18 protein-coding genes are annotated in these 21312 nt (G+C 72.2%); 14 read left to right on the plus strand and 4 right to left on the minus strand.

Annotated features, from left to right (window positions below):
* The first annotated feature begins 91 nt into the window (after positions 1–91).
* Both ACLWS4_RS05065 and ACLWS4_RS05070 read left to right on the plus strand, forming a co-directional pair.
* On the plus strand, positions 92–373 hold the full coding sequence (locus ACLWS4_RS05065) for a YggT family protein (RefSeq protein WP_030060143.1): 282 nt from the start codon (positions 92–94) through the stop codon (positions 371–373).
* Between the two features lie 59 nt (positions 374–432).
* Positions 433–1785, plus strand: coding sequence for a DivIVA domain-containing protein (locus ACLWS4_RS05070; RefSeq protein ID WP_117487433.1), 1353 nt, complete (start codon positions 433–435; stop codon positions 1783–1785).
* Positions 1786–2003: 218 nt separating this feature from the next.
* Here the strand turns inward: ACLWS4_RS05070 and ileS are convergent, their stop codons facing one another.
* Positions 2004–5135, minus strand: coding sequence for an isoleucine--tRNA ligase (gene ileS, locus ACLWS4_RS05075; protein WP_416873445.1), 3132 nt, complete (start codon positions 5133–5135; stop codon positions 2004–2006).
* A 698-nt stretch (positions 5136–5833) separates the two neighbouring features.
* Between ileS and ACLWS4_RS05080 the strand changes: the two genes are divergently transcribed.
* The 4 genes from ACLWS4_RS05080 (at position 5834) to ACLWS4_RS05095 (ending at position 8597) form a co-directional block, all read left to right on the plus strand.
* Positions 5834–6298, plus strand: a complete 465-nt coding sequence (locus tag ACLWS4_RS05080) for a TraR/DksA family transcriptional regulator (protein ID WP_234348203.1) — start codon at positions 5834–5836, stop codon at positions 6296–6298.
* 241 nt (positions 6299–6539) lie between these two features.
* Positions 6540–7124 (plus strand): signal peptidase II, encoded by a 585-nt coding sequence (gene lspA, locus ACLWS4_RS05085; RefSeq protein ID WP_416873446.1) that lies wholly within the window; start codon positions 6540–6542, stop codon positions 7122–7124.
* 53 nt (positions 7125–7177) lie between these two features.
* Positions 7178–8116 carry an RluA family pseudouridine synthase gene (locus ACLWS4_RS05090; protein WP_049649532.1) on the plus strand — a complete coding sequence of 313 codons (939 nt, stop codon included), beginning with the start codon at positions 7178–7180 and terminating at the stop codon, positions 8114–8116.
* 1 nt (position 8117) lies between these two features.
* The gene (locus tag ACLWS4_RS05095; protein ID WP_416873447.1) at positions 8118–8597 is read left to right on the plus strand and encodes a GNAT family N-acetyltransferase; all 480 of its coding nucleotides are present in this window, start codon (positions 8118–8120) and stop codon (positions 8595–8597) included.
* A gap of 91 nt (positions 8598–8688) precedes the next feature.
* On the opposite strand, the gene ACLWS4_RS05100 is transcribed toward ACLWS4_RS05095, so the two are convergent.
* On the minus strand, positions 8689–9708 hold the full coding sequence (locus ACLWS4_RS05100) for a mechanosensitive ion channel family protein (protein WP_416873448.1): 1020 nt from the start codon (positions 9706–9708) through the stop codon (positions 8689–8691).
* A 133-nt stretch (positions 9709–9841) separates the two neighbouring features.
* Here ACLWS4_RS05100 and ACLWS4_RS05105 point away from each other — a divergent pair, with 133 nt between their 5' ends.
* From ACLWS4_RS05105 to ACLWS4_RS05115, 3 genes are all read left to right on the plus strand, one after another.
* Entirely contained in the window at positions 9842–12616 is a 2775-nt protein-coding gene (locus tag ACLWS4_RS05105; protein WP_416873449.1) for an alpha/beta fold hydrolase, read from the plus strand.
* A gap of 47 nt (positions 12617–12663) precedes the next feature.
* Positions 12664–13503, plus strand: coding sequence for an ABC transporter permease (locus ACLWS4_RS05110; RefSeq protein ID WP_049649556.1), 840 nt, complete (start codon positions 12664–12666; stop codon positions 13501–13503).
* Positions 13504–13650: 147 nt separating this feature from the next.
* Complete coding sequence (locus tag ACLWS4_RS05115) at positions 13651–14229, plus strand: dienelactone hydrolase family protein (protein WP_049649536.1); 579 nt, start codon at positions 13651–13653, stop codon at positions 14227–14229.
* An 82-nt stretch (positions 14230–14311) separates the two neighbouring features.
* Here the strand turns inward: ACLWS4_RS05115 and ACLWS4_RS05120 are convergent, their stop codons facing one another.
* A complete protein-coding gene (locus ACLWS4_RS05120; protein ID WP_049649537.1) occupies positions 14312–15091 on the minus strand; it encodes a VOC family protein in 780 nt (259 codons plus the stop codon).
* A gap of 311 nt (positions 15092–15402) precedes the next feature.
* Here ACLWS4_RS05120 and ACLWS4_RS05125 point away from each other — a divergent pair, with 311 nt between their 5' ends.
* The 3 genes from ACLWS4_RS05125 to ACLWS4_RS05135 all read left to right on the plus strand — a co-directional run bounded on the left by ACLWS4_RS05125 (position 15403) and on the right by ACLWS4_RS05135 (position 19749).
* Positions 15403–16572, plus strand: a complete 1170-nt coding sequence (locus tag ACLWS4_RS05125) for an amidohydrolase family protein (protein WP_387819632.1) — start codon at positions 15403–15405, stop codon at positions 16570–16572.
* Positions 16573–16771: 199 nt separating this feature from the next.
* On the plus strand, positions 16772–18895 hold the full coding sequence (locus tag ACLWS4_RS05130) for an alkyl/aryl-sulfatase (protein WP_416873450.1): 2124 nt from the start codon (positions 16772–16774) through the stop codon (positions 18893–18895).
* A gap of 188 nt (positions 18896–19083) precedes the next feature.
* Positions 19084–19749: an MOSC domain-containing protein gene (locus ACLWS4_RS05135; protein WP_416873451.1), complete on the plus strand. Its 666-nt coding sequence runs from the start codon at positions 19084–19086 to the stop codon at positions 19747–19749.
* A 70-nt stretch (positions 19750–19819) separates the two neighbouring features.
* Here ACLWS4_RS05135 and ACLWS4_RS05140 read toward each other — a convergent pair whose 3' ends face one another.
* Positions 19820–19945 (minus strand): hypothetical protein, encoded by a 126-nt coding sequence (locus ACLWS4_RS05140; RefSeq protein WP_255357394.1) that lies wholly within the window; start codon positions 19943–19945, stop codon positions 19820–19822.
* 113 nt (positions 19946–20058) lie between these two features.
* Here ACLWS4_RS05140 and ACLWS4_RS05145 point away from each other — a divergent pair, with 113 nt between their 5' ends.
* Both ACLWS4_RS05145 and ACLWS4_RS05150 read left to right on the plus strand, forming a co-directional pair.
* Positions 20059–20667, plus strand: a complete 609-nt coding sequence (locus ACLWS4_RS05145) for a DJ-1/PfpI family protein (RefSeq protein WP_049649540.1) — start codon at positions 20059–20061, stop codon at positions 20665–20667.
* Between the two features lie 127 nt (positions 20668–20794).
* Positions 20795–21298, plus strand: a complete 504-nt coding sequence (locus ACLWS4_RS05150) for a DUF3592 domain-containing protein (protein WP_387966120.1) — start codon at positions 20795–20797, stop codon at positions 21296–21298.
* Positions 21299–21312 lie beyond the last annotated feature (14 nt).

The raw sequence follows: 21312 nt of genomic DNA on the forward strand, positions 1-21312 counted from the left end.
CGACTTTACGTGTGGATCTGATCAACAGTGGTTTAGCGACAGGTGACGAGCGGCAGGCCCGAGGGATCGGGACCGGGGAGAGGGAAACGCGATGGACATCGTGTGGGCGGTGCTCTACTACGCCCTGACCGTCTTCCTGGTGTTCCTGCTCGTACGACTGGTCATGGACTGGGTCTTCCAGTTCGCGCGTTCGTGGCGGCCCGGCAAGGCCATGGTCCTGGTCCTGGAGGCCACGTACACTGTCACGGATCCGCCGCTCAAGCTTCTTCGGCGGCTCATTCCGCCGTTGCGTTTCGGGGGCGTGGCGCTCGACCTGTCCTTCTTCGTACTGATGATCATTGTGTATGTCCTGATCTCGCTTGTGCACCCCTAGTCGTAGGTGAGCGATGCGACAGGATGCCGGTGTGCCGACGATCACGTTGAGGTGAAGAGATGCCATTGACCCCCGAGGACGTTCGGAACAAGCAGTTCACGACCGTCCGCCTGCGTGAAGGCTATGACGAGGACGAGGTCGATGCCTTCCTCGACGAGGTCGAGGCGGAGCTGACCCGCCTCCTCCGGGAGAACGAGGACCTGCGCGCCAAGCTGGCCGCGGCGACTCGTGCCGCCGCGCAGAACCAGGCCAACCTGCGCAAGGAGCCGCAGCAGGACGCGCCCCGACAGGGCGGCGCTCCGGTGCCGGCCGCCATATCCGGTCCGCCGGTCCCCGGCCAGCAGGGTCCGGGCGGCCCGCAGCAGATGGGCCCCGGTGGTCCGCAGCAGATGGGTCCGGGTGGTCCGCAGCAGATGGGCCCCGGCGGCCCGCAGCAGCAGATGGGCAACCAGCCCCTCGGCCTGCCCGCCGGATCCGCCCCGCAGCTTCCCGCTGCCGGCGGCCCGCAGCAGCAGCAGATGAACCAGACCATGGGCGGCCAGCAGCAGCTGGTCCAGCCGATGGGCGGTCAGATGCTCCAGCCCATGGGCGGTCCCGGTGGCCCGCAGCAGATGGGCAACCCGATGGGCCAGGGCATGGGCCAGCAGCAGATGCAGCCGATGGGCGGCCCCATGGGCGGCCCGCAGCAGCAGCAGATGCAGCCGATGGGCGCCCCGATGCAGCAGCAGGGCCCCGGTGGCGACAGCGCGGCCCGCGTGCTGGCGCTCGCTCAGCAGACCGCCGACCAGGCGATCTCCGAGGCCCGCTCCGAGGCCAACAAGATCGTCGGCGAGGCGCGCAGCCGGGCCGAGGGCCTGGAGCGCGACGCCCGTGCGAAGGCCGACGCGCTGGAGCGGGACGCGCAGGAGAAGCACCGCGTCGCGATGGGCTCGCTGGAGTCGGCGCGGGCCACGCTGGAGCGCAAGGTCGAGGACCTGCGGGCGTTCGAGCGTGAGTACCGCACCCGTCTGAAGTCGTACCTGGAGACCCAGCTGCGTCAGCTGGAGTCGCAGGCCGACGACTCGCTCGCCCCGCCGCGGATCCCCGCCACCGCGTCGCTGCCGCCGGCGGCCTCGTCGATGGCTCCGGCCGGTGCCGGCGCGATGAGCGGCGGTGCGCCGAGCTTCGGTGGCGGCCAGCCGTCCTTCGGGGGCAACTCGCCGTCCTTCGGCGGGAACAGCTCCTTCGGTGGCAACTCCTCGGCGCCGAGCTTCGGCGGCCAGTCGACCGGTGGCAACAGCGGTGCTCCGCAGATGCAGCCGGCCGGGATGACCCAGCCGATGGCGGCCGTCCGTCCGCAGCCGCCGCAGCCGATGCAGCAGGCTCCGGCGCCGATGCGGGGCTTCCTGATCGACGAGGACGGCGACAACTGAGGTTGTAGCAGCGCCTTCCGAGAGCGCCCCCTTTCCGACCCACGGGTCGGGGAGGGGGCGCTCTTCTGTGTGGGGGGCGTGCGGGGAGGGGAAGCGCTGCGGCCGGGGGCGTGGGGAACCGGGCGGGGGCGTGCGGGAGCCGGGGTGGCTGCGGGGCGTGGGCGGGTACGGCGAAGCCGCCGTCACCCCGGGGTGACGGCGGCTTCGTTGTCGGGCGGTCAGGCCTTGCGGAGCTGGAAGGCCAGGCCGAGCGACTCGTCGGCGAAGGTCTCGGACTCCCAGTCGGCCGCACCGGCGGCGAAGTCGGTGGCGAGGACCTCCTCGGCGACGAGGGGACCGTGCTCGGCGATCGCCTCGGCGGTCTCCTCCGAGGCGGCGCGCCAGCGCAGGACGATGCGGTCGGCGACGTCCAGGCCGGAGTTCTTCCGGGCCTCCTGGATCTGGCGGATGGCGTCGCGGGCGATGCCGAGCCGCTTGAGCTCCGGGGTGATGGCCAGGTCGAGGGCGACGGTGGCGCCGGACTCGTTGGCGACGGCCCAGCCCTCGCGCGGGGTCTCGGTGATGATCACCTCGTCCGGGGAGAGGGCGACCGTCTCGCCGTCCAGCTCGACCGAGGTCTCGCCGGTGGCGCGCAGTTCGGCGGCCAGGCGGGCGGCGTCGGTGGCGGCGACCGCCTTGGCGACGTCCTGCACGCCCTTGCCGAAGCGCTTGCCCAGCGCGCGGAAGTTGGCCTTGGCGCTGGTGTCGACCAGCGAGCCGCCGACCTCCGCCAGCGACTCCAGGGTGGAGACGTTGAGCTCCTCGGCGATCTGCGCGCGCAGGTCGGCCGGCAGCTCCTCCCAGCCCTGGGCGGCGACCAGCGCGCGGGACAGCGGCTGACGGGTCTTCACGCCGGACTCGGCGCGGGTGGCCCGGCCCAGCTCGACCAGGCGGCGGACCAGCGCCATGTGCCGGGAGAGCTCGGTGTCGATCAGCGACTCGTCGGCCTCCGGCCAGGTGGCCAGGTGCACCGAGGCCGGGGCCTCCGGGGCGACCGGGACGACCAGGTCCTGCCAGACCCGCTCGGTGATGAACGGGGTGAGCGGGGCCATCAGGCGGGTGACCGTCTCCAGCGCCTCGTGCAGCGTGGCGAGCGCGGCGGCGTCGCCCTGCCAGAAGCGGCGGCGGCCGCGGCGGACGTACCAGTTGGACAGGTCGTCGACGAAGCCGGACAGCAGCTTGCCGGCGCGCTGGGTGTCGTACGCCTCGTAGGCCGCGTCGACCTCGCGGACCAGGGTGTTCAGCTCGGAGAGCACCCAGCGGTCCAGCTGCGGGCGGTCGGCCGGGGCCGGGTCGCTCGCCGAGGGCGCCCAGTTCGAGGTGCGGGCGTACAGGGCCTGGAAGGCGACGGTGTTCCAGTAGGTGAGGAGGGTCTTGCGGACCACCTCCTGGATGGTGCCGTGGCCGACCCGGCGGGCCGACCAGGGCGAGCCGCCGGCCGCCATGAACCAGCGGACGGCGTCGGCGCCGTGCTGGTCCATCAGCGGGATCGGCTGGAGGATGTTGCCCAGGTGCTTGGACATCTTGCGGCCGTCCTCGGCCAGGATGTGGCCCAGGCAGACGACGTTCTCGTAGCTGTTCTTGTCGAACACCAGGGTGCCGATCGCCATCAGCGTGTAGAACCAGCCGCGGGTCTGGTCGATCGCCTCGGAGATGAACTGCGCCGGGTAGCGCTTCTCGAACAGCTCCTTGTTCTCGTACGGGTAGCCGTACTGGGCGAAGGGCATCGAGCCCGAGTCGTACCAGGCGTCGATGACCTCGGGCACGCGGGTGGCGGTGCCGCCGCAGTCGCGGCAGTCGAAGGTCACCGCGTCGATGTACGGGCGGTGCGGGTCGAGGCCGCTCTGGTCGGTGCCGGTGAGCTCGGACAGCTCGGCCAGCGAGCCGACGCAGGTGAGGTGGCCCTCCTCGCAGCGCCAGATCGGCAGCGGGGTGCCCCAGTAGCGGTTGCGGCTGAGCGCCCAGTCGATGTTGTTGTTCAGCCAGTCGCCGAAGCGGCCGTGCTTGACCGTGTCCGGGAACCAGTTGGTGGCCTCGTTCTCACGGATCATCGCGTCCTTGACGGCGGTGGTCCGGATGTACCAGGACGGCTGCGCGTAGTAGAGCAGTGCGGTGTGGCAGCGCCAGCAGTGCGGGTAGCTGTGCTCGTACGGCAGGTGGCGGAAGAGCAGGCCGCGCTCCTTGAGGTCCGCGACCAGGTCCTCGTCGGCCTTCTTGAAGAACTGGCCGCCGACCAGCGGGACCTCGGGGGCGAAGGTGCCGTCGCCGAGCACCGGGTTGACCACCGGCAGGCCGTACCGGCGGCAGGTCGCGAGGTCGTCCGCGCCGAAGGCGGGGGACTGGTGGACGATGCCGGTGCCGTCCTCGGTGGTGACGTACTCGGCGGTGACGACGTAGTGGGCGTTCTCGATCTCGACCAGGTCGAAGGGGCGGCGGTAGGCCCAGCGCTCCATCTCGGCGCCGGTGAAGGACTCGCCGGTGGTCTCCCAGCCCTCGCCGAGCGCCTTGGCGAGCAGCGGCTCGGCGACGACGAGCTTCTCGTTCCCGTCGGTGGCCACCACGTAGGTGACCTCCGGGTGGACGGCGGCGGCGGTGTTGGAGACCAGGGTCCACGGGGTGGTGGTCCAGACCAGCAGGGCGGCCTGGCCGGCCAGCGGGCCGCTGGTCAGCGGGAAGCGGACGAAGACCGAGGGGTCGACCACGGTCTCGTAGCCCTGGGCCAGCTCGTGGTCCGAGAGGCCGGTGCCGCAGCGCGGGCACCAGGGGGCGACGCGGTGGTCCTGGACCAGCAGGCCCTTGTCGAAGATCTGCCGCAGCGACCACCAGACGGACTGGACGTACGACGGGTCCATCGTCCGGTAGGCCTCGTCGAGGTCGACCCAGTACCCCATGCGGGTGGTCAGCTCGGTGAAGGCGTCGGTGTGGCGGGTGACCGACTCACGGCACCTGGCGTTGAACTCGGCGATGCCGTACGCCTCGATGTCCTGCTTGCCGGAGAAGCCCAGCTCCTTCTCGACGGCGAGCTCGACCGGCAGGCCGTGGCAGTCCCAGCCGGCCTTGCGGGCGACGTGGTAGCCCTTCATGGTCCGGAAGCGCGGGAAGACGTCCTTGAAGACGCGGGCCTCGATGTGGTGGGCGCCGGGCATGCCGTTGGCGGTCGGCGGGCCCTCGTAGAACACCCACTCGGGGCGGCCCTCGGACTGCTCCAGGCTGCGCTGGAAGATCTTGTTGTCCTGCCAGAACGACAGGATCTGGTGCTCCAGGGCAGGCAGATCCACCTGCGCGGGGACGGGGTTGTAGGTGCTGGCCATCGCGGCGTCTACCTCCGGCGGATGCTGGGACTGGATCCTCCGGAGGGACGAGACGGACCAGGCCGCCCCGCGGTACCACCCTCCTTGGCCGCGGTACTGCTGTTCGCGGCCCTCTTGTTTGGGCTTGCTGCCGGGTCTAGTGGGCCGCCGCGGCATCGCGGCGGCCGTTCTTCCGGCGGCTCCGGGGTGATCTTCCCGCCGTGCACACCCCCGGGCTCGCACCGTCCCCGGGTCGCTGGTGGCTGCGTACGTCGGTACTCGTCCCATCTGCGCCTTGCAGGCCCAGTGTATCGGCCGGGCGAGTCGGTTTGTCCAAAGCGTTTCCCGGCGGGCGGTCCGCGGGCGCGCCGGCGGGCGCCCCGGGAGTGCTCCGGCCATGCTCCGGGAGCGCTTCGGGAGCACTCCGGGGGCGTGCGGCGGCGGAGGTTAGCCGGAGTCGATCTGGGCACAAATCCATGAGCGCACGGGGCGTGACGGTTGGGGCGGCTGCCTGGGTGGGAACGTTATGAGGCGTCGGTATGTCATGTTGTGACCGGTTTTGATCGGGATTATCGTTCCGGCACTGGAAGCCGCCGGGAACCGGCGGCTCGATTCGTTCGTAGATGGGGTCGAAAGCCATGGCTGAGAAGGGAACCGGCGCGGGTACCGCCACCAAGCGGGCACGCAAGGCCGTGGCGGTCGACCCAGGGGAGGGGACCGTGACCACTACCGCACCGAAGAACGGCACCGACACCGTCACCGCGCCGCGCGGCGCCGAGTCCGTGGACCCGGCCACGCTGCCGGTCCGGCCGGGCGAGGACCCGTGGACCACCGAGGAGGTCCACGAGCTGCACGACGAGCTGATCAGCGAGCTGGACCGGCTCCGCAGCGAGATCGACGCCGCCGAGGCGGCCATCTCCGGCCTGATGCGCGACTCCAACGACGGGGCCGGCGACGACCAGGTGGACGCCGGTACGAAGAACATCTCGCGGGAGAGCGAACTGGCGCTGGCCAACAACGCGCGCGACAGCCTGGCGCAGACCGAGCGCGCGCTGGAGCGGCTGGAGGGCGTCGGCTTCGGCACCTGCGAGTCCTGCGGGCAGGCCATCGGCAAGGCCCGGATGCAGGCCTTCCCCCGGGCGACGCTCTGTGTGCAGTGCAAGGCCAAGCAGGAACGCCGCTGACCAGGGCGGCCGGAGGGACGCGAGGGGTCGGGCTTGCCGTACGCTCGACCCCGTAACGTCGCCTGAAGGATGCCGCCTGACGCGTTCGTGAACGCGGGCAGGCCATCACCGGCCCACCACCCTCCCCCTCCTGCGGACCGGGGGAGCTCCACCGGCAGCGGAGCGGATCATCAGCACGCAAGGTTCCCCCCAGACCCGGGACGACGCCGTCCCGACCCCCGCCGATGCCGTGGAGGTGCCCGTGGCCGAGCCGACCGGGGCGTCCGCGGACACCACGACGGACGGGAAGCCCAAGGGTCCGCGGCGGATCGGCGTGCTGCTGGTCGTCGCGGTGCTCGCCCTCCTGATCGACCTCGGCAGCAAGCTGCTGGTGGTCGCCCGGCTGGAGAACCACGCGGCGATCAAGGTGATCGGGGACGTGCTCACCCTCCAGGTGATCCGGAACTCGGGCGCGGCCTTCGGGATGGGGCAGGCGCTGACCGTCGTCTTCACGGTGATCGCCTCCTCCGTCATCGTGGTGATCTGGCGGATCGCCCGGAAGCTGTACAGCCTGCCCTGGGCGATCGCGCTCGGGCTGCTGCTCGGCGGGGCGCTCGGCAACCTCACCGACCGGCTGTTCCGCGCGCCCGGGGTCTTCCGCGGGCACGTGGTGGACTTCGTCTCCGTCCAGTACTTCGCGGTCTTCAACCTCGCGGACTCGGCGATCGTCTGCGGCGGAATCCTGGTGGTCCTGCTCTCCTTCCGGGGCAGCAACCCGGACGGGACCGTCCACCAGGAGGTCGAGAAGGCCGGGAAGGCCGAGAAGCCGGAGCAGGGCGAGAAGTAGCGCCGGACCGCCGGCGGGCGGGGGAGGGCCGCGGTTCCGGCATACTCGTACGGGTGAGTACCGCAGCGCAGATCCGCAGCCTCCCCGTTCCCGACGGCCTGGAGGGCGAGCGCCTCGACGCCGCCCTGGCCCGGATGTTCGGCTTCTCCCGGACCAAGGCCGCCGAGCTGGCCGCCGACGGCAAGGTGATGATCGACGGCGCCGTGGCCGGCAAGTCGGACCGGGTGACCGCCGGCTCCTGGCTGGAGGTCGAGATCCCCGCCCCGGCCGCGCCGGTGCGGATCGTCGCCGAGCCCGTCGAGGGCATGCGCATCGTGCACGACGACGAGGACATCGTCCTGATCGACAAGCCGGTCGGCGTCGCCGCGCACCCCAGCCCGGGCTGGACCGGCCCCACCGTGATCGGCGGACTGGCCGCGGCCGGGTACCGGATCTCCACCTCGGGCGCCGCCGAGCGCCAGGGCATCGTGCACCGGCTGGACGTCGGCACCTCCGGGCTGATGGTCGTCGCCAAGTCCGAGCGCGCGTACACCGACCTCAAGCGGCAGTTCCACGACCGGATCACCGAGAAGCGCTACCACACGCTGGTGCAGGGCCACCCGGACCCGATGAGCGGGACGGTGGACGCGCCGATCGGGCGGCACCCCAGCTCGGACTGGAAGTGGGCCGTCACCCGCGACGGCAAGGCGTCGATCACCCACTACGACCTGATCGAGGCGTACCGGGCCGCGTCGCTGCTGGCGATCAAGCTGGAGACCGGGCGCACCCACCAGATCCGCGTCCACATGTCCGCGCTGCGGCACCCCTGCGTGGGCGACCTCACGTACGGCGCCGACCCCACGCTGGCCAAGCGTCTGGGGCTGACCCGGCAGTGGCTGCACGCGGTGTCGCTCGGCTTCGAGCACCCGGCGGACGGGCAGTGGGTCGAGTTCTCCAGCGAGTACCCGGAGGACCTGAAGAAGGCGCTGGACATCATCGCGGCGGAGAGCTGAGATGACGGCCGCCGAGGTGCCGGCCGTCACCGTCCGGGTCGTCGACGGGGAGACGGACCTGGAGCTGGCGCGGGCCGTCCGGCGCGAGGTCTTCGTCGTCGAGCAGAACGTGCCCGAGGAGCTGGAGTACGACGAGTACGACGCGACCTCGGTGCACCTGCTGGCCGTCGGGGCCGACGGGGCCGCGCTGGGGACGGCGCGGCTGATCTTCGGCGAGCAGGCGCGCGGGCTCACCGGGGGTGTCGAGGGGCGCGTGCTGCTCGGGCGGCTCGCGGTCGTCGCGGCGGCCCGGGGGACGGGGCTGGGCGCGGAGCTCGTCCGGGCCGTCGAGGCCGCGGGGGCCGCGCGCGGGGGCGTGGAGGTCGAGCTGCACGCGCAGGTGCAGGCGCTCGGGTTCTACGAGCGGCTGGGGTACGTGGCCGAGGGGCCGGTGTACGACGACGCCGGGATACCGCACCGGACGATGACACGGGTGCTGTAGGACCCGCTCTGATCGCGCGGTTCCCCGCGCCCCTGTCCGGGGCGCGGGGAACTCCGCTTTTCGGGGCTTCGCCGGCGGGGCCGGGCGCCGGTCAGGTGTCGGTGGTGCGGAGGCGGGGGAGCGCGTGGGGGTGCTCGTCGCGCAGGTGGGCGATGAGCTGCTCGCGGATGTCGAAGCGGAGCCGGGCGGCGTCGTCGGGGGTGCGGGCGGTCATGGTGGCGCGGACGACGATGGTGCTGGGGGTGGTGTCGGTGACGTCGAGGGCCCACTCGCCGCCGTCCCAGAGCGGGTGCCGGTCGAGGCGGGCGCGCAGGGTGGTGCGCAGCTCGTCCACCCGGGTGGTGTGGTCGAGGTGGAGCAGGACGGCGGCGAGCAGGCCGGGGTCGCGGCGGGTCCAGTTCTCGAAGGGCTTGTTGACGAAGTACGAGACCGGGACGATCAGCCGGCGGTAGTCCCAGAGCCGGACCACCAGGTAGCTGAGGGTGATCTCCTCGACGGTGCCCTGCTGGCCGTCCACCACGACGGTGTCGCCGATCCGGACGGTGTCGCCGAAGGCGATCTGGAGGCCGGCGAAGAAGTTGCCCAGGGTGCTCTGGGCGGCGATGCCGGCCACGATGCCGATGATGCCCGCCGAGGCGAGCAGGCTGGCGCCGATGGTGCGCATGGCGGAGAAGGTCAGCAGCATCACGGCCACCGTGACCACGACGATCAGCGCGTCGGCCGCCCGGCGCAGCATGCTGATCTGGGTGCGCACCCGCTGGACCCGGGCCGGGTCGTCGACGCGGCTCTCGTACCGGCTGAGCAGGGCCTCCAGGACGGCGGCCACCACGCGGACGGTGAGCCAGCCCAGCGAGGCGAGCAGGAACAGCAGGAGCAGGTGCTGGGCGCCGTCGTCGTGCTTCAGGTGGAAGATCCGCTGGAGCGGCTTGGCGGCGAGCAGCAGGGCCGACACGACGGCGAGCTGGAGCGGGATCCGGCAGCGGCGCAGGAGCGGCCAGACCGGTGCCGACGGTTGGCGGACGGCGATCCGCTGGAGGGCCTGGTCGACGATCCAGCCGATCGCCAGGGTGGCGGCGACGGTGGCGAGCAGCGAGAGCAGCGGCCGGAGCATGCGCCGTACGATACCCGGGCACAGTGGGGCGAAGCGGACGTAACGGCGCGGGGCTCGGGTGACACCCCGGGCGGTGCTTCCAGGGGGTGCCTTTATCGGACGCCTACCCGGACGGCGGATACGATCAGCGGCCATGGAGTTCGGTGGGGCATGGCGTCGCTGGCGCGCCCGGGGAACAACGGTCAGACACAGGCTGCTGGCCGGGGCGGTGGCCCTGGCGGCCGTGGCCGCGGCCGGCACCGCGACGGTGGCGTCCGGCGGTGAGCAGGCGGTCCGTCAGGAGGACCGTTTCCTCAGCATGCCGGAGACGCCCGGCAGCGCCCAGCAGGTCCAGCTGGACACCTCCTTCTTCACCACCGGCGGCGGTCCGCGCCCGGCGGTGCTGCTCGCCCACGGCTTCGGCGGCTCCAAGGAGGGCGAGCGGCAGCGCGCCGAGCAGCTGGCCCGGCAGGGGTACGCGGTGCTGACCTGGTCGGCGCGCGGCTTCGGGCACTCGGGCGGGAAGATCGGCCTGAACGCGCCCGACCGCGAGGTCGAGGACGTCAAGCACCTGGTGGACTGGCTGGCCCAGCGGCCCGAGGTGCAGCTGGACGGGCCCGGCGACCCGAAGGTCGGCATCACCGGCGCCTCGTACGGCGGTGCGGTCTCGCTGCTGGCCTCCGCGTACGACCACCGGATCGACGCCGTGGCCACCCAGATCACCTGGTGGAACCTGGCCGACGCGCTGTTCCCGCAGGGCGTGCAGGGCTCGGGCGCGGCGGACGGCGTGTTCAAGAAGCTGTGGGCCGGGATCTTCTTCACCACCGGCTCGGCCGGGGACCTCGGGCCCTCCGGGGAGGCGCCGCGGGAGAGCGGCGGCCCTGGGCCGCAGACGGACGGGCCGGTCGGCTGCGGGCGGTTCCTGGAGTCGCTCTGCCAGATGTACGACCGGGTCGCCACCGCCGGGCACGCCGACCCGGACGCCGTCGCGCTGCTGGACCGCTCCAGCCCGTCCTCGGTGGCGGCGCAGCTCAAGGCGCCGACGCTGGTGGTGCAGGGGCAGCAGGACTCGCTGTTCCCGCTGGACCAGGGCGACCGGATCGCCAAGGCGGTGGCCGCCAACGGCGCACCCGTGGCGGTCGACTGGTTCGCCGGCGGCCACGACGGCGGGACGGACACCAGCGCCCGGGTCGACGACCGGGTCACCGCCTGGTTCGACCACTACTTGAAGGGCCGCGGCAACGACACCGGCGCCGACTTCCGGGTTACCCGCACCGGCGGGGTCGACTCGACCGGCTTCCAGGCCGTGCTGCGCGGGGCCACCGCCGACCGGTACCCGGGCCTGGGTGGGACCGGCTCGCGGACCGTCGAACTGGCCGGCGGCGAGCAGACCCTCGCCAACCCGCCCGGCGGCGCGCCGCCGGGCATCTCGACACTGCCCGGCGTCGGCGCGCTCAGCCAGGCCGCCTCGCTGGGCGCCGGGCTCTCCCTGGACTTCCCCGGGCAGAACGCCGCCTTCGACTCGGCGCCGCTGGACTCGCCGCTGCACCTGACCGGGCAGCCGACCGTCCCGGTGCGGGTGACGGCCGACCGGCCGGACGCGGTGCTGTTCGCGAAGCTGTACGACGTCGGCCCGGACGGCAAGGCGGTGCTGCCGCAGCAGCTGGCCGCCCCGCTGCGGGTCACCGGCGCGGACGCCGGGCAGACCGTCACGGTGGCGCTGCCGACCGTGGACCACACCTTCCCGGCCGGGCACCGGGTGCGGCTGGTGCTGGCGAGCACCGACCTCGCGTACGCCTCGCCGGTCGAGCCGGCCACCTATCGGGTGGCGCCGGCCGGGGCGCTCACCGTGCCCACCGTCGAGGAGCTGGTCACCGAGGCGGCGCCGCTGCCCGCGCGGACCTGGCTGCTGCCGGTGATCGCCGTCCTGGCGGCCGCGGCCCTGCTGCTGGCACCGCGGCTGCGGCGCCGGCGGGCCGCCGCCGGGCCCGGCTTCGACCCGGAGCTGGCCGACGTGCCGCTGCTGATCAGCGGGCTGAGCAAGCGCTACAAGGGCGCCCAGGACCGCTACGCCGTACGGGAGCTGGGCTTCCGGGTGGAGCGGGGGCAGGTGCTCGGACTGCTCGGGCCGAACGGCGCGGGCAAGACCACCACGCTGCGGATGCTGATGGGACTGATCCGGCCGGACGCCGGGGAGATCAGGATCTTCGGGCACCTGGTGCGGCCCGGCGCGCCGGTGCTGTCGCGGGTCGGGGCGTTCGTGGAGGGCGCGGGCTTCCTGCCGCACCTCACCGGGCGGGCCAACCTGCGGCTGTACTGGCAGGCGACCGGACGGCCGGAGGCCGACGCGCGCTTCGACGAGGCGCTGGCCATCGCCGGGCTCGGCGAGGCGCTGGACCGCGCGGTGCGGACGTACTCGCAGGGCATGCGGCAGCGGCTGGCGATCGCGCAGGCGATGCTCGGGATGCCGGACCTGCTGATCCTGGACGAGCCGACCAACGGGCTGGACCCGCCGCAGATCCGGGAGATGCGCGAGGTGATGATCCGGTACGCGGCCGGCGGGCGGACCGTGATCGTGTCGAGCCACCTGCTGTCCGAGGTCGAGCAGAGCTGCACGGACCTGGTGGTGATGGACCGCGGGCGGCTGGTCACGGCCGGCCCGGTCGCGGACATCGTGGGCGCCGGCGAGCTGCTGATGATCGGCATCGCCGAGCCGTACGACCCGGCCTCGGTGGCCGACAAGGTGGCCGCGCTGGCCGGGGTCGGCTCGGCGGAGGCCGTCGAGGGCGGACTGCTGGTGCGGCTGGACGGACTGGCGGCCAGCGAGCTGATGGCCGAACTGGTGCGGCTGGAGGTGCCGGTGGAGAGCGCCGGGCCGCAGCGGCGGCTGGAGGACGCGTTCCTGTCGTTGATCGGAGGTGGAGCGTGAGTGCCGTGACGAAGGACCACACGGAGCCGGAGGGCCGCGTCGGGTCGATGGACCACGCCGAGGGGTACCGGGCGGGCCGGACGCTGCCGCTGCGGGTGGAGGCGGTGCGGCAGCTTCGCCGGCGCCGCACGATGGTGATCGGCGGGGTGCTGGCCGCCATGCCGTTCGTCATCCTGGCCGCGTTCCAGCTCGGCGGCACCCCGGGCCGGCCGGACCGGACCACCTTCATCGAGTTGGCCACCGCCTCGGGGGCCAACTTCGCCGTCACCATGCTGTTCGTCGGCACCGGCTTCATGCTGGTCATCCCGGTCGCGCTGTTCTGCGGGGACACCGTCGCCTCCGAGGCCAGCTGGTCCTCGCTGCGCTACCTGCTGGCCGCGCCGGTGCCCCGGGCCCGGCTGCTGGCCCGCAAGTTCGCCGTCGGGCTGGGGTTCTCGGCGGTGGCGGTGGTGATGCTGCCCGCGATCGGGCTGGTCGTCGGCACCGCGGCGTACGGCTGGGGGGACCTCAAGCTGCCCGCCGGGGTCAGCCTGCCGGCCGGGCAGGCGCTGCCCAGGATCGCCATCGCGGTGGCCTTCGTGTTCCTCAGCGAGATCGTGATCGCGGCGCTGGCGTTCTGGCTCTCCACGGCGACGGACGCGCCGCTGGGCGCCGTCGGCGGCGCGGTGTTCGCCTCGATCATCACCGGGGTGCTGGACGCCGTCACCGCGCTCGGCGACCTGCGGGAGTGGCTGCCGGCGCACTGGCAGTACTCCTGGGCGGACGCCCTGCAGCCGCAGCTGGAGTGGGGCGGCATGGTGCAGGGCGTCTCGCTGTCGCTCTCGTACGCGGTGGTGCTGCTGGCGCTGGCGTTCCGGGGGTTCGCGCGCAAGGACGTGGTGTCGTAGCCGGGCGTGGGGCTGGGGCCGGAGGCGGGGGCGGACGTGGGGCCGGAGGTGGGGGCGGATGTGGGGCCGGAGGCGGGGGCGCGGGGTTCGGCGGGGGATGCGGGATCATGGGTGGGTAGCTGACCTCCCTGGTGAAGGACCCGAACCGTGGCCCAGATCGTCCTCTTCCACTCCGCCTACGGGCTGCGCCCCGCCGTGCACGCCGCCGCCGAGCGGCTGCGCGCCGCCGGGCACACCGTGCACACGCCGGACCTGTTCGACGGGCGGACCTTCGAGTCCGTCGAGGAGGCGCAGGAGTTCCAGGAGGAGCTCGGCGGCCGCGACGAGCTGCTGCGCCGGGCGGTGACGGCGGCCGCGCCGGTGTCCGAGGGCGGGCTGGTGTACGCCGGCTTCTCGCTCGGCGGCGCGGTGGCGCAGAACCTGGCGCTGGCCGACGAGAAGGCGCGCGGGCTGCTGCTCCTGCACGGCACCTCGGACCTGCGGGAGGACGCGGTCACCGAGATCCCGGTGCAGCTGCACATCGCGGAGCCGGACCCGTTCGAGCCGGAGGACTGGCTGAACGCCTGGTACCTGCGGATGCGCCGGGCCGGGGCGGAGGTGGAGGTGCACCGCTACCGGGGCGCCGGGCACCTGTTCACCGACCCGTCGCTGCCGGACTACGACGAGGACGCGGCCGAGCGGGCCTGGGCGGCGTCGCTGGACTTCCTCGCGGAGCTGGACGGCTGACGGCTGACGGCCGACGGAGGGGCGGAGCACGGAACCGCCCGCCCGGACGGGATCCGGGCGGGCGGGGCGGAGGCGGGCGACGTCAGGCCGGCGTGGGCTTGATCATGGCGAAGGGGGCGCCCTGCGGGTCGGCGACGACGGTCATCCGGCCGGCCATCATGTCGAAGGGCGGGGCGAGGACGGTGCCGTTGCGCTTGACCAGGGCGTCCACGGTGGAGTCGACGTCGTCGACCGCGAAGTAGGTCAGCCAGTGGGCCGGGGTGCCGGGCGGGTCGTTGGCGAGCAGGGTGGCGCCGCCCACCGCCTTGCCGCCGACCTGTAGCACCCAGTACGAGTCCACGCCCGGCATCGGCTCGATCTCGATGCCGAACGCCTCGCCGTAGAAGCCGGTGGCGGCCGGGATGTCGCTGGTGTGCAGTTCGTTCCAGGTCAGCGCGCCGGGCTCGTTGACGACCTGGGCGCCGAAGAACTCGCCCGGCTGCCAGACGCCGAATACCGCGCCCTGCGGGTCGGCGGCGATCAGCATCCGGCCCAGGTCGCCGACGTCCATGACCGGGACGAGCAGGGTGCCGCCGGCGGCGACGATCGCGTCCTGGGTGGCCTGGGCGTCGGTGCTGGCCAGGTAGCTGGTCCAGACGGTGGGCGGCTCCGGCATCCCCTCGGGGGCCGACGCCGGGCCGATGCCGGCCGCGGCCTTGCCGTCGAGCGTGCAGACGGCGTAGCCGCCGAACTCGGCCGGGCCGGCCTGCCCCTGCCAGCCGAGGAGGTCGCGGTAGAAGTCCAGTGCGGCCTGCTGGTCCTTGGCCATCAGGTCGACCCAACACGGGGTGCCGGTCGCGTACGGGGTGGTGACTTCGGGCATGATCGCCCTTTCTGGTGAGGGGTCCCTGCCGGTCACCATCTCCTCGTGCACCGTGGTTCGCCACTCGAGACACCGCCCCGGCCGCCGGCTCGGTCGAGGCCCCGGGCGAGGGCAGGGGTGAGGGCCCGGGCGGCGGCCCGGGCGGGGTCGACCCCGATGGCCGTACCGGTGCGCCCGTTCGAGCGGCGGTCGGGTCGACACCGTGTGCGGCGGCACCGGCCGATGGTTCGAGCACTGACGCTTCTGTGTGGCACCACCAGCCCCTGTGCCGGCGCGTCGGGCGCCGGCCGCTCGCCACCGGAGGCAACCCCTTGAGAAAGAGCCACTGGACCAGTCGACGGTTCACCGCCGCCGTCGTCGGCGCGACCGCGACGGCGGTCGTCCTCTCCCCGGCCGGGGCGGGAGAGGCCTTCGCGGCCCGGGCCTGCTTCGAGCGGTCCGTCGAGCCGTACACCTCGGTGGTCGACAGCCACCTGCACTTCCGGCCCTTCGGCGGACCGGCGATCCCCTTCGAGGAGATGACCGACTACCTGCGCAAGAGCGGGGTCCGCTACGCGAACATGTTCGGCATCGGGCAGGTGCTGCCCGCCGACTCCGACTGCGTGTACTACCTCGACTGTCCCGGCACGCCCGTACGGCCGAGGATGCGCAACGACTTCGCCAACGCCGAGAGCCTGCGCGAGTTCCGGCCGACCGACCCGGACCTCACGCTCTCCATGACGTTCATGGACCTGCACCACCCCGAGACCGTCCCGCCCGGGATCGAGCTGCTGGACCGCGAGTACCCGGGGATGTTCCGCTGGGCCGGCGAGGTCAACGTCGTCAAGCAGGCGCTGTTCCCGAACCTCGCCGAGCCGGCCACCAGCGAGGACATCCCGAACTGGGCGCCGTTCATGAAGGTGTTCCGCGAGCGGGGGCTCCCCGTCACCTTCCACTCCGACCTCGGCAACGACGTCGAGCCGACGAAGTACCTGCACCTGATGGAGGAGATCCTCGCGCAGTACCCCGACAACAAGATCGTCTGGGCGCACATGGGCCTCTCGAAGGAGCTCTCCCACATGGACCCGGACGAGCACATCCGCATCCTGGAGCGGCTGCTCGACCAGCACCCCAACCTGACCGTGGACCTGAGCTGGCGGGTGCTGGAGGACCAGTACTTCAGCCTGCCCGGCGTACGGCAGAAGTACGCGTCCTTCCTCGACCGCCACCCGACCCGGGCGATCACGGGGACGGACTTCGTGGCGGCGCGGAACAAGGACTACGCGGTGTACGAGCAGGAGTTGGAGGTCACCAGCCGGATCAACCGCGCGCTCGGGGACGAGGCCTTCCGGGACATCGCGCTCGGCCAGAACTACTTCCGGCTGCTGGGCCTGAAGGCCAAGGCGCCCAAGGTCTGCCCGTCCGGCGCCAAGCCGGTCGGCAAGGACGCGACCTACCCGAGCCCGCCCGGGCAGCCCGCCGGCGTGGTCGACGAGGACTGAGCAACTCGCGGACGGCGGTCGGCCGTTGACGTGGCCCCTCGCGCCGGTGGGCGCGAGGGGCCACGGTGCGTCCGGCGGGGGTGGTCGGAGAGCGGACGGTGGCTTGAAAGCGACCCTTGTGGGTAGTTGATCGGACGCATAGCGTGACGGCCTGCCGCATCGCGGTTCCTGCCAGCCCGATGAGAGAGGTGGCTTCGCCATGCCCGAAAACTTCGACTACGCCGAGCCCATCGAGCCCACGCCCGCCGTCGCCGCGGCGAACCGGAAGGCCGCCGAGGAGTCCCGGATCGCCGACGAGAAGGACGGCCGGGACTTCGCGGACGCCAGCCGGTTCCTGATCTCCCCGCCGGACGTCCCGGTCATCATGTCCCGCAAGAACCCGGAGCAGGTGGTCTGGGACTTCACCGCGTACGACTTCCTGGAGCCCGACCTGCGCTCCGAGATGCCGACCGTCAACGGCAGCCTCCACCGGCAGGGCGAACTGACCGCCATCGCCGGGCTGTTCCAGGTCACCAGCTGTCGTGAGTACCGGGTCTACCAGGTGCGCGGCTACGACCTGTCCAACATGACGATCATCGAGTCCGACGAGGGCCTCGTCGTCATCGACCCGCTGGCCTGCTACGAGACCGCGCAGGCCGCGCTCCGGCTGTTCCGCGACAAGACCGAGCTCAGCAAGGAGCTGCGGCCGGTCAAGGGCGTCGTCTACACCCACTGCCACGTCGACCACTTCGGCGGCGCCCGCGGCCTGTTCCACGAGCTCGGCGACCCGCTGGAGCCGGGCGTCCCCGTCGTCGCGCCGGAGGGCTTCCTGGAGCACGCCGTCAGCGAGAACATCTACGCGGGCCCCGCGATGGCCCGGCGCGCCCAGTACATGTACGCGGCGCAGCTGGACAAGGGCCCGACGGGGCAGGTCGGTTCGGGCCTCGGGCTGACCATCTCCACCGGCGAGGTCACCCTCGTCCCGCCGACCGTCTACATCGGCGGACCGGAGCACCCGGCCGTCCCCGAAAAGGACTGGCAGGGCGCGTACGTCATCCCGTGGCGCCCGGGGCTGTACCAGTACAAGCTGGCCGGCGTGCAGATGCTGTTCCAGCTCACCCCGGGCACCGAGGCCCCGGCGGAGATGAACATCTACCTGCCGGACGCCCGGACGCTGTGCATCGCCGAGAACGCCACCCACACCATGCACAACATCCTCAGCCTGCGCGGCGCGCAGGTCCGGGACGCGCACGCGTGGTCGAAGTACCTCACCGAGGCGATCCAGACCTTCGGCAAGGAGACCGACGTCCTGTTCGCCTCCCACCACTGGCCGATGTGGGCCGAGACGGACGGCTCGGGCGAGCAGGTGACCAACGCGCGCATCCTCGAATTCCTCAACAAGCAGCGCGACATGTACGGCTACCTCAACGACCAGTCGCTGCGGCTGATCAACGACGGCCGCACCGGCATCGAGATCGCCGAGGAGCTGCAGACCCTCCCGACCGGCCTCAACGACCACTGGTACAACCAGGGTTACTACGGCTCCGTGAGCCACAACCTCAAGGCCGTCTACCAGCGGTACATGGGCTGGTACGACGGCAACCCGGCCCACCTCTGGGAGCTGCCGCCCGTCCAGGCGGGCGCGGGCTACGTGGCCGCGATGGGCGGCGCCGAGGCCGTGATCGGCGCGGCCCGGACCGCGTACGAGACCGACACCCCCGACGGCTTCCGCTGGGCGGCCCAGCTCCTCGACCACGTCGTCTTCGGCGCCGCCGCCGAGGGCAGCCCGATCACCGAGGCGTCGCTGACCGAGGCCAAGCAGCTCCAGGCCGAGGTCTTCACCCAGCTCGGCTACGGCGCCGAGAACGGCACCTGGCGCAACGCCTACCTCACCGGCGCGCAGGAGGTCGTCAACGGCCCGCAGCCGCTGATCACCAGCCAGAGCTCCGCCGACCTGATCCGCAGCACCACCCTCGACCAGTACTTCTCCGCCCTCGCGCGGAGCGTGGACGGGCCGACGGCCGCCGAGCAGCACCGGATCCCGATCGTGCTCGACTGGGTGTTCACGGACACCGGCGAGAAGTGCACCACCACCCTGCGCAACGGGGTGCTGGTCTTCGTGCCCGGCGGCGACCGCCTCGTCGACGTGCCGGACGCCACCATCACGCTCAGCCGTCCGACGCTCAACGAGCTGGCCATGAAGCCGGGCTTCCGGCGCAACTTCGACCAGGCGGTGCAGGACGGGACGATCACGCTGGCGGGCGAGCAGGCCCAGGAGTCGGCCGACGCCGTCTTCGACACCCTGACGCTCCCGGACCCGAAGTTCCCGATCGTCACCCCGTAGCCACACCGTCCGGCCCTTCCGGTCCGACCCGTCGTGGGGGCGGGGTGCGGGAACGGAGGGGGTGCGGCCCCTCGCGCCGGTTCGGGCGCGAGGGGCCTCGCTGTGCGGGAGGTCGGGTGGGCCTCCTGTGTCGGGGGGAAGAGGCCGGAGCGGCCCCTCGGGCGGCCCGTTCGGCGTACGGTCGACGTATGGACGTACGTGCGCGACTGCTCTCGGTCAACGTCGGCAGGCCCCGGCCTAACCCGTGGAAGGAAGAGCTCGGTCTCACCGGCATCGACAAGCGCCCGGTGGACGGCCCGGTCGCGGTGGCCGCGCCGGGCCCCAAGGGGACGGGCGCCGTCGCCCTGGCCGGGGACCGGGTCTACGACGTGAAGAACCACGGCGGCGACGACCAGGCGGTGTACGCCTACGCCCGGGAGGACCTGGACGGCTGGCAGACGGAGCTCGGCCGGGACCTGGCCAACGGCTCCTTCGGTGAGAACCTGACCACCACCGGCCTGGACGTGAGCGGCGCTCTGATCGGGGAGCGCTGGCGGATCGGCCCGGACGTCGTCCTGGAGGTGTCCTGCTCGCGCATCCCCTGCGGGACCTTCCAGGGCTGGCTGGCGAGGAAGGGCTGGATCCGGCGCTTCACCGAGGCGGCCCTGCCCGGCGCCTACCTGCGGGTGATCGAACCGGGCGAACTGCGCGCGGGGGACGCGGTGGAGGTGGTGTACCGCCCGGACCACGACGTCACGGTGGCCCGGTCGTTCCGCGCGGTGACGACCGAACCGGAGCTGCTGCCGGGCCTGTTGGCGGCGGAGGCGCTCCCGGAGGAGATCAAGGAACTGGTGCGCCGGAGGGTCCGGGTGTAGGGCCGTTTCCTCGAACCCGCACGAGCGGGAGGTCTACCGCGTCCTGGAGGACACTCGCCCTCCGCATCGGTCACATCACCGACCCGCCGACCATCCGGATCACCGCGGCGTCCAACTCTGCCTCCCCGACCTCCTCGACGTCGACATCGGACAAACCCGCCGGCCACAGACCTGAACCAGCGACGTGCGAGAACATGGAGCCAGTCGATGAGTGACGAAGGCCGGCACGATCCACCCGCCGCTGAAAGGATCTCGACGCGGAACGGCGCGCCAGGAGAGACTGGGACACCTCGTCCTGAAGGAGTTGTGATGCAGGTAGCCGTGGTCACCTTCGACGGTTTCAACGAACTCGACAGCTTCATCGCCTCCGCGTTGATCAACCGGTGCCGCAAGGACGGGCTGGAGGCCTTCATCACAACGCCGACGCCGGTGGTCACGTCCATGAACGGCGTCAAGGTGACCGGGCAGCGCCCGATGGAGTTCGTGACCGAGGCCGACGTCGTGCTGATCGGCAGCGGAGTGAAGACACAAGACGTGGTCGCAGACGACCAGCTGATCTCCAGGCTGCGGCTCGACCCGTCGCGACAGCTGATCGGCTCGCAGTGCTCGGGCGCGCTGGTGCTCGCCCGGCTCGGGCTCCTGAAGGACATGCCCGCTTGCACGGACATCAAGAGCCGCCCTTTCGTCGAAGCCTGCGACGTCACCGTGCTGGACGCACCGTTTCACGCCGAGGGGAACATCGCCACGGCGGGCGGCTGCCTGGCATCCCAGTACCTCGCCACCTGGGTCATCACCCGAGTGCTCGGGGAAGACGCCGCGCGCGACGTCATCGGCTACGTCGCCCCGGTCGGTGAGAACCAAGAGACCGTCGAACGCGCCATCCGCGCCGTCCACTCGGGCGAGGCCGCACTGAGCTGAGCTGGCGCCGCGTCAGTCGGCGGCGGTCAGGTACTGGGCGGCATCCGCCCGAACTGGATCAGTGACCTGTGAAGTACGGGGCTGGCGTGGGCGCGCGTGGGCAGCTGGGCTGACACCGGGGGGATCGATGGAGAACGCGCCGGACCACGGCCGGACCGTGCGGAACGGTTCGCTGGCGATGATCGGCCTGGGGGTCCTGCTGTTCGTCCTCAGCCTGGTCTACCTGATACCGCACGACATGGGGGTGACGTCGGATCTGCGCAGTCGCGGCGTCCACGTCCCCGCGGTCGTCACCGAGTGCGTGGAGGTGAGCGGGCCGCAGGACAACCCGGCGGGCAACTCCGAGTGCCGGGTGCGGTTCACGACGGCCGAGGGTGCGTCGGTCGAGACCCGACTCGCCTACGTCACCGGCACCGTCAAGGCCCGTGACACCGTGACGGTGGTGTACGACCCCCGGCACACCGACACCGCCGCCCTCGCTTCGAGCATCGGCTTCTGGGACTCACTGGTCCGGAACGCGCTCGACGTGGTCGCGCTGGTCGCGTCGGTGGTCATGGTCCTGGTGGGCCTCGCGGTCCACCTCGCGTACCGCTGGCTCACCCGGGCGCGAAGCCGGCCCGGGGTGACGTGATGCCCCCGCGCCCG

Origin of the sequence: Kitasatospora sp. SC0581, assembly GCF_048159585.1 — a bacterium.
Lineage (GTDB): Bacteria > Actinomycetota > Actinomycetes > Streptomycetales > Streptomycetaceae > Kitasatospora.